General features: G+C 55.8%; 7 protein-coding genes and 1 pseudogene. 7 read left to right on the top strand and 1 reads right to left on the bottom strand.

Features of this window, described 5'->3' with window-relative positions:
- From FDW94_RS24405 to FDW94_RS16500, 3 genes and pseudogenes are all read left to right on the top strand, one after another.
- Nucleotides 1-91: pseudogene (locus FDW94_RS24405) on the top strand (molecular chaperone); the annotation flags it as partial.
- A 42-nt stretch (nucleotides 92-133) separates the two neighbouring features.
- The gene (locus FDW94_RS16505) at nucleotides 134-2,629 is read left to right on the top strand and encodes a fimbria/pilus outer membrane usher protein (protein ID WP_137377901.1); all 2,496 of its coding nucleotides are present in this window, start codon (nucleotides 134-136) and stop codon (nucleotides 2,627-2,629) included.
- Nucleotides 2,620-3,702 (top strand): fimbrial protein, encoded by a 1,083-nt coding sequence (locus tag FDW94_RS16500; RefSeq protein ID WP_118262731.1) that lies wholly within the window; start codon nucleotides 2,620-2,622, stop codon nucleotides 3,700-3,702. The genes FDW94_RS16505 and FDW94_RS16500 overlap by 10 nt, the downstream gene beginning before the upstream one ends.
- 4 nt (nucleotides 3,703-3,706) lie before the next feature.
- On the opposite strand, the gene hcaR is transcribed toward FDW94_RS16500, so the two are convergent.
- The gene (hcaR, locus tag FDW94_RS16495; protein ID WP_137377900.1) at nucleotides 3,707-4,588 is read right to left on the bottom strand and encodes a DNA-binding transcriptional regulator HcaR; all 882 of its coding nucleotides are present in this window, start codon (nucleotides 4,586-4,588) and stop codon (nucleotides 3,707-3,709) included.
- A gap of 135 nt (nucleotides 4,589-4,723) precedes the next feature.
- Here hcaR and hcaE point away from each other — a divergent pair, with 135 nt between their 5' ends.
- The 4 genes from hcaE to hcaB are packed head-to-tail and all read left to right on the top strand — an operon-like array spanning nucleotide 4,724 to nucleotide 7,729.
- Nucleotides 4,724-6,085: a 3-phenylpropionate/cinnamic acid dioxygenase subunit alpha gene (gene hcaE, locus FDW94_RS16490; RefSeq protein ID WP_063941929.1), complete on the top strand. Its 1,362-nt coding sequence runs from the start codon at nucleotides 4,724-4,726 to the stop codon at nucleotides 6,083-6,085.
- Entirely contained in the window at nucleotides 6,082-6,600 is a 519-nt protein-coding gene (gene hcaF, locus FDW94_RS16485) for a 3-phenylpropionate/cinnamic acid dioxygenase subunit beta (protein WP_128611200.1), read from the top strand. Before hcaE ends, hcaF begins: the two co-directional genes overlap by 4 nt.
- Nucleotides 6,600-6,920, top strand: coding sequence for a 3-phenylpropionate/cinnamic acid dioxygenase ferredoxin subunit (hcaC, locus tag FDW94_RS16480; protein ID WP_032944244.1), 321 nt, complete (start codon nucleotides 6,600-6,602; stop codon nucleotides 6,918-6,920). Before hcaF ends, hcaC begins: the two co-directional genes overlap by 1 nt.
- Nucleotides 6,917-7,729 carry a 3-phenylpropionate-dihydrodiol/cinnamic acid-dihydrodiol dehydrogenase gene (hcaB, locus tag FDW94_RS16475; protein ID WP_111465244.1) on the top strand — a complete coding sequence of 271 codons (813 nt, stop codon included), beginning with the start codon at nucleotides 6,917-6,919 and terminating at the stop codon, nucleotides 7,727-7,729. Before hcaC ends, hcaB begins: the two co-directional genes overlap by 4 nt.
- The last annotated feature ends 30 nt before the right edge of the window (nucleotides 7,730-7,759 follow it).

Genomic DNA, 7,759 nt, shown 5'->3' with positions numbered 1-7,759 from the left:
GGTCCCCGCAGCCGCAGGGAAAACGGTGCGGTGGGCCGCGATCAACGACTATGGCGGTACCACCAAAACAGAAACCCAGACACTGCAATAAGCCACGCCTCACGATGATAGCTCTCAGGGAATGACAAGCGATATGACGCAAAGAACGCCGAATTTATCAACCGTGAAGCCACTTGCCTTCTGGTTGCACTGCGCAATCGCCAGCGGATGCCTGGCCTCCGGCCATGCCTGGGCCGGTGACTTCTACTTTGACCCAGCCCTTCTGGAAACAGAGAAAAGCGGCCAACAGGCGGTGGATCTGGCGGTGTTTTCGCAGAATAACGCCCAGCTTCCCGGCGAGTATATTGTTGATATTTATATTAACAACAAGAAAACCGGCCAGCGTAAGCTGCCGTTCGTTGCAGGTAAAGACCACCAGTTGATTCCTCAGTTCACCCTCGGGCAACTGCGTGAGCTGGGCTTTAAAATCGACAACTATCCACAGTTGGCGAAGCAGGACAACGCCACGACGGTAGCCGACCTGACGCAGGCGATTCCCGGCAGCATCTCACAGTTTGATATCAACCACAGCCGACTGAATCTCAGCGTGCCGCAGATTGCCCTTTACCGTGACGCCCGCGGCTATGTAGATCCTGCACGCTGGGACGACGGGATGCCGGTTTTGTTCACCAACTACAACTTTAGCGGTTCGCAAAACCAGTACGACAACGACAGCGATCGGCGTCAGTATCTGAATATGCAAAATGGTGCCAACATCGGCCCCTGGCGACTGCGCAATTACTCGACCTGGACGCACAGCGATAATGACACGCGCTGGGATAGCATTAATAGCTGGCTACAACGGGATATCAAAAGCCTGAAATCGCAGTTGGTGATAGGCGAGAGCGCCACCGAAGGCACGGTGTTCTCCAGCTATCAGTTTACCGGCGTGCGGCTGTACTCTGATGAAACCATGCTGCCCAACAGCCAGCGCGGCTTTGCGCCGACCATTCGCGGCATCGCCAACTCCAGCGCTATCGTGACGGTACGGCAAAACGGCTACACCCTGTATCAAAGCAACGTTCCGGCTGGGGCTTTTGAAATCAACGATCTCTACCCTTCGGCGTTTAGCGGCGACTTAGACGTCACTATCGAAGAAGCCGACGGCAGCATACGTCATTTCGTCCAGCCGTTCTCCGCGCTGCCGCAGATGCAAAGACCGGGTTATCTAAAATACAGCGTCACCGCGGGGCGCTTTCGCGCTGCCAGTTCGCAGGACAGCCACGAGCCGGAGTTCCTTGAAAGCACCGCCAGCTATGGTCTGAACAACGCGTTCACGCTTTACGGCGGCCTGAACGCCTCGCAGGACTACCGAGCGCTGGCGCTGGGCCTCGGCTCTACGCTTGGCGTTCTGGGGGCAGTATCGATGGACGTCAGCCGCGCGGACACTCAGCTTGATAACGATGAAAGCTATCATGGCTACAGCTGGCGCACCCAGTACATCAAAGACCTACCGGAAAGCGGCACCAGCGTGTCGCTAAGCTACTACCGCTACACCAGCAGCGGTTATTTCAAATTCTCCGACGCCAACCAGAAGGGTATCAACGGCGGCGATCACCTGCGCAATGAAGCTCAGTTCACTGTCAGCCAGACGTTGTTTTCTGGTATCAGTTTCTACACCTCTGGCTCGCAGCAGGAGTACTGGGATCGCGAGCAGCAGGATAAAAATCTGTCCATTGGCCTGAACGGCAATCTGTGGGGCGTGAGCTATAACCTCAGCGGCCAGTTTACCGACTCACATGACAGCGACAACGACCGTACGCTGTCGCTCAGCCTGAGCGTGCCGTTGGATCGCTGGCTGTCGCATGCGCAGGCAACCTGGCGCACCACCGACCAGCGCGATCGCGCTACTCAGCACGAAGTGGGCATCAATGGCTCGCTGCTGGAAGACCGTCGGCTGACCTATAACCTGAAACAACGGCAAAGCGAAGGCGGCGATCCGGGCAGCAGCAGTCTGTACGGCAGCTACCGTTCTGCCTACGGCACCGTGAATGCCGGTTACGACTACAGCAGCGATAACCGCCAACTGAGCTACGGCCTCTCTGGCGGTATTGTCGCCCATCGTCACGGCGTGACCCTGTCGCAGTCACTGGGCAATGCCTTTGCGCTGATTGACGCCAACGGCGCGGCAGGGATCCGGGTGAAAAATTACCCCGGCATCGCCACCGACTATTTTGGCTATGCCGTGATCCCCTATCTGACCGCGTATCAGGAAAACGCCATCTCTCTCGATACCACAATGATGCCGGATAACGTCGACGTCACCGAAACGGTGCGCACCGTAGTGCCTAATCGCGGTGCCGCCGTAACGGCACACTTTATTGCCCAGACCGGCTACCGCGTACTGCTGAAACTCACCGATGCGCGCGGAAAAGCACTGCCCTTCGGCGCCATCGCCAGCAGTCAGACGCAGCAGAGCATCGTCGATGAAGGTGGCGTGCTGTATATCACTGGTGTAAACAGCCAGCCGCAGATCTGGTCCGTGCGCTGGGGTAATCAGCCAGATCAACAATGCCAGTTTACCTTCAGCCTGCCGGAAGATGCTGCTCGCAACACCGCAATACAAAATGGGAACGCGCTATGTCTATAAAGAGTCCGTGGATGAAAAATGGGATTACCGCCGCGCTACTGGCGCTATCTATCACCCCGGTCTACGCGGTGACCGGGGCCTGCTCCGCGACGGGAAGCTTTAACGTCAATATAGCCAGCGACTGGACGCAAGCACAGAACGTCACGGGAACCTCGCTGGAACTGCCAACGCCGCTCTCAGGCAATGCTTATCAAATCGATTGCAGCTGTAGCGCGGGTAGCAAAGTGGCGTTGTACTATACGGTCACCAGCGCGCTATCTAAAAACGGTAAACTCAGCGGCTTTTACCAGTTGAATGATAATCTGGATATTAAAACTGAAGTTGATGACATTCCCGGGAAGACGGCGGTCACGCCGCAGAACACTAAACCTATCCAGGAAAGTGGCTCTTACAGCCCCAGCAGCAGCAAAGGTAGCGTGTGCACGGCTGACCCAGCGGAGATCCGCGCCGCGCCAGTAAACATTGGCGCGAGCACCCGTTTTACGCTGTACGTCACCAAACCCTTCCTGGGGGAACTGGTAATTCCAGACACCCTGGTCGCCTCAGTACAGGCCGGATGGACCAGTTCGGCCACCCCACCATCGGTGAGCAGCATGGAAGATATCGCCGAACTGCGCATCCAGGGGAGCATCACCGTGCCCCAGGATTGTAAAATCAACCAGGGCGACGTGATTCAGGTCGATCTCGGTTTTATCAACGCCAACCGTTTCACCACCAAGGACCAGATGCCGGACGGCTATACACCGGTCAATTTTGACATTCACTATGACTGCGGTGATACCTCAACCATCAAAAATAGCATGGAAATGAGGATTGATGCTGATGATGTGATTGAGCAGTACACGTTAGTCGCCCGCCGCCAGGAAGCCAATAACGTCCCGGACATCGGTGTGAGAATGGCCCGTATCGACGGCACCCATGTCAATGTCCCGTTCACAAATGGATTGATCAATATCGATCCTTCCGGCAAGGGAGTAATCAACCTGGAAGCCTGGCCGATTAATATGCTCGGCGGCACGCCCGCGCCGGGGAAATTTAGCGGTACCGCGACCATCACCGTTCTCGTGAAATAATGGCTCACAACATCGGCTGGCGCTGAGCCAGTTCGATAAAATGCTGCAGGGCGGGCTTTAGCTCGCCTTTTTTCCACGCCATCAACAGCGCAATGGTCGGAACATCGCCAACAATGGGGCGAAAAACCACCTGTCCGGTATTAAAATTATTCATATAACCGGGTATCAAAGTCACCCCCAGCCCCATGCCGACCAGGTTCATGGTCACCAGAATGTTGGTTGCAACCTGCACAATATTGGGCTGGCTTTTTTGCTGCTGAAACCAGTTTTTGACAATCATCGCTAACGCGCCGGAGTAGGCCGGATCGGTGCTGACAAAATTCACGCCGTGTAGTTGTTCTGCGCAGATTGCTTGCTCATTAGCTAACGGATGATTCACCGGTAATACCACTACCAACGGCTCATGAATCAGCTCCAGATAATCGAGATCCGGGCTATAAACCGGGTGGCGCATTAAGCCCACATCCAGCTCTCCACTGAGGATTTTCTCTTCCTGCTCGGTGGTGATCAGGCTTACCAGCTCAATGTGCGTATCCGGCTGTTTTAAACGAAACAGAGGTAGCACCTTCGGCAGCAGATTTACCTCTGCGGAAGGGACAAAACCGATGGCGAAATGATTATCTTCCTGCACCGTTTTACGGGCACGAACTTTGGCGTTTTCCGCCTGTTCGAGGATCGCCAGCGCATCTTGCAAAAAGCACTCTCCCGCCGCCGTCAGCGCAACTTTTCGTTTATCCCGCACCAGCAACGGAACGCCCACGCACGTTTCCAGATCGCGGATCTGGCTGCTTAACGACGGCTGAGAGGTATGCAGCTTTTCTGCCGCTCGGGTGAAATTCAGCGCCTGCGCCACCGCTACGAAATAGCGTAAGTGCCTCAGTTCCATGCCCTTCTCCTTGTTATCGAAAAAATGTCTCAACTGGTAGAAATTTACTATTTCACAGATTGATAACTAACCAGCAACATCCTTAAGGTACAAAAAAAGAAGGTCAATACATCTTAGCTTTCAGGATTAAAAAATATGACCACACCCTCAAATTTAGACATCTACCAACTGATCGACACGCAAAACGGTCGCGTAACCCCACGAATTTATACCGACCCTGAAATTTACCAACTGGAGCTGGAACGCATCTTCGGACGCTGCTGGTTATTTCTCGCCCACGAAAGCCAAATCCCCAAACCCGGTGATTTTTTTAACACCTACATGGGCGAGGATGCAGTTGTGGTGGTTCGCCAAAAAGACGGCAGCATCAAAGCGTTTCTCAACCAGTGTCGCCACCGCGCTATGCGCGTCAGCTACGCCGACTGCGGCAATACCCGCGCCTTCACCTGCCCGTATCACGGCTGGTCGTACGGCATTAACGGCGAGCTGATCGACGTCCCGCTGGAACCGCGCGCCTACCCGCAAGGGCTGTGCAAATCGCACTGGGGTCTGAACGAAGTTCCTGGCGTAGAGAGCTACAAGGGACTGATTTTCGGCAACTGGGATACCTCCGCGCCTGCGCTGCGCGATTATCTCGGCGACATCGCCTGGTATCTCGACGGTGTGCTGGATCGTCGTGAAGGCGGCACCGAAATCGTCGGTGGCGTACAAAAGTGGACCATCGATTGTAACTGGAAATTCCCCGCTGAACAGTTTGCCAGCGACCAGTATCACGCGCTGTTCAGCCATGCCTCGGCCGTGCAGGTACTGGGGGCAAAAGACGACGGCAGCGACAAACGCCTGGGCGACGGACAAACCGCCCGCCCGGTGTGGGAAACCGCCAAAGACGCGCTACAGTTCGGTCAGGATGGGCACGGTAGCGGATTTTTCTTTACCGAAAATCCCGATGCCAACGTCTGGGTCGACGGCGAAGTCTCCAGCTATTACCGCGACACCTACGCGGAAGCCGAGCAGCGTCTGGGTAAAGTTCGCGCCCTGCGTCTAGCCGGTCACAACAACATTTTCCCAACGCTTTCCTGGCTCAACGGCACTGCCACCTTAAGGGTCTGGCATCCGCGCGGGCCGGATCAAGTTGAAGTATGGGCATTCTGTATTACCGATAAAGCCGCCTCTGATGAAGTGAAAGCTGCGTTTGAAAACAGCGCCACGCGCGCCTTTGGCCCCGCCGGATTCCTGGAGCAGGACGACTCGGAAAACTGGTGTGAAATTCAAAAACTGCTGAAGGGTCATCGCGCACGCAACACCAGGTTGTGTCTGGAAATGGGGCTTGGCCAGGAGAAACGTCGTGAAGACGGCATTCCGGGGATCACCAACTACATCTTTTCGGAAACCGCCGCGCGCGGCATGTATCAGCGCTGGGCCGATTTACTCAGCAGCGAAAGCTGGCAGGAAGTGCAGGAAAAAACCGCCGCTTACCAGCAGGAGGTGATGAAATGAGCACCTTAGTTTCTCAGGAACTACACCACCTCATTACACAGTTTCTCTACCATGAAGCCAGCCTGCTGGATGACTGGAAGTTTCGTGACTGGCTGGCACAACTGGATGAAGACATTCGCTACACCATGCGTACGACGGTCAATGCCCAGACGCGCGATCGTCGCAAAGGCGTGCAGCCGCCGACCACCTGGATTTTCAACGACAACAAAGACCAGCTCGAACGTCGTATCGCGCGGCTGGAAACCGGCATGGCCTGGGCGGAAGAGCCACCGTCGCGTACCCGGCACCTGATCAGCAACTGCCAGGTCAGTGAAACTGGAGTTCCCGACGTCTTTGCCGTTCGCCTTAATTATCTGCTGTATCGCGCGCAAAAAGAGCGCGATGAAACCTTTTACGTCGGCATGCGCATAGACAAAGTGCGCCGTTTGCCGGGCGATGAGTGGCGCTTACTGGAGCGTGAGATCGTGCTGGATCAAGCGGTGATCACCTCCCATAACCTGAGTGTACTGTTCTGATGAGTCGTGTTTATGCTTGCCCCGTAGGGGATTTGCCGGAGGGTGAAGCGCTCCGGCTTGATACTTCGCCCGTCATCGCGCTGTTCAACGTTGGCGGCGAGTTCTATGCCATTAACGATCGCTGTAGCCACGGTAACGCCTCGATGTCGGAAGGCTATCTGGAAGACGACGCTACGGTGGAATGCCCGCTGCATGCCGCCAGTTTTTGCCTGAAAACCGGCAAGGCGTTGTGTCTACCCGCCACCGACGCGCTCACCACCTACGCGGTATATGTAGACGGTAGCGATGTGTTTGTTGATATTCCAGAGGACGCAAGATGAGCGATTTACGCGATAACGTGGTCTTTATCACCGGCGGCGGCTCCGGTCTTGGTCTGGCACTGGTCGAGCGTTTCATCGAAGAAGGTGCGCGGGTCGCCACGCTGGAGCTGTCGCCAGCTAAAGTTGCCAGCCTGCGTCAGCGCTTTGGCGAACATGTGCTGGCAATCGAAGGCAACGTCACCTGCTACGCCGACTATCAGCGCGCGGTAGATCAAATCCTGACGCATTACGGTACGCTGGACTGTTTTATCGGAAATGCGGGGATATGGGATCACAACGCCTCGTTGGTCAATACGCCTGCGGAGGCGCTGGAGAGCGGCTTCCACGAGCTGTTTAACGTTAACGTCCTGGGCTATCTGCTGGGCGCGAAAGCCTGCGCTCCCGCACTTATCGCCAGCGAAGGCAGCATCATCTTTACCCTGTCCAATGCGTCGTGGTATCCCGGCGGCGGCGGCCCGCTGTATACCGCCAGCAAACATGCGGCTACCGGGCTGATTCGCCAGCTGGCCTACGAGCTGGCACCAAAGGTACGTGTTAACGGTGTCGGTCCGTGCGGTATGGCGACAGATCTACGCGGCCCGCAGGCGCTGGGACAAAACGATACATCGATTATGCAGTCGCTGACGCCGGAAAAAATCGCCGCTATTTTGCCGCTACAGTTTTTCCCTGAGCCTGCGGATTTTACCGGCCCGTATGTAATGCTGGCGTCAAAACGCAACAACCGCACATTAAGTGGCGTGATGATCAATGCCGACGCCGGTCTGGGTATTCGCGGTATTCGTCACGTCGCCGCCGGACTGGATCTCTGAGGAGACGTTATGAACCCAAAAACTATCGCT

The sequence above is a fragment of the Citrobacter sp. wls757 genome (genome assembly GCF_005280935.1).
GTDB classification, from domain to species: Bacteria; Pseudomonadota; Gammaproteobacteria; order Enterobacterales; family Enterobacteriaceae; genus Citrobacter; species Citrobacter portucalensis.
The sequence above is the reverse complement of the archived record's forward strand: the minus strand, read 5'-3'. Positions and strand labels throughout refer to the sequence as shown.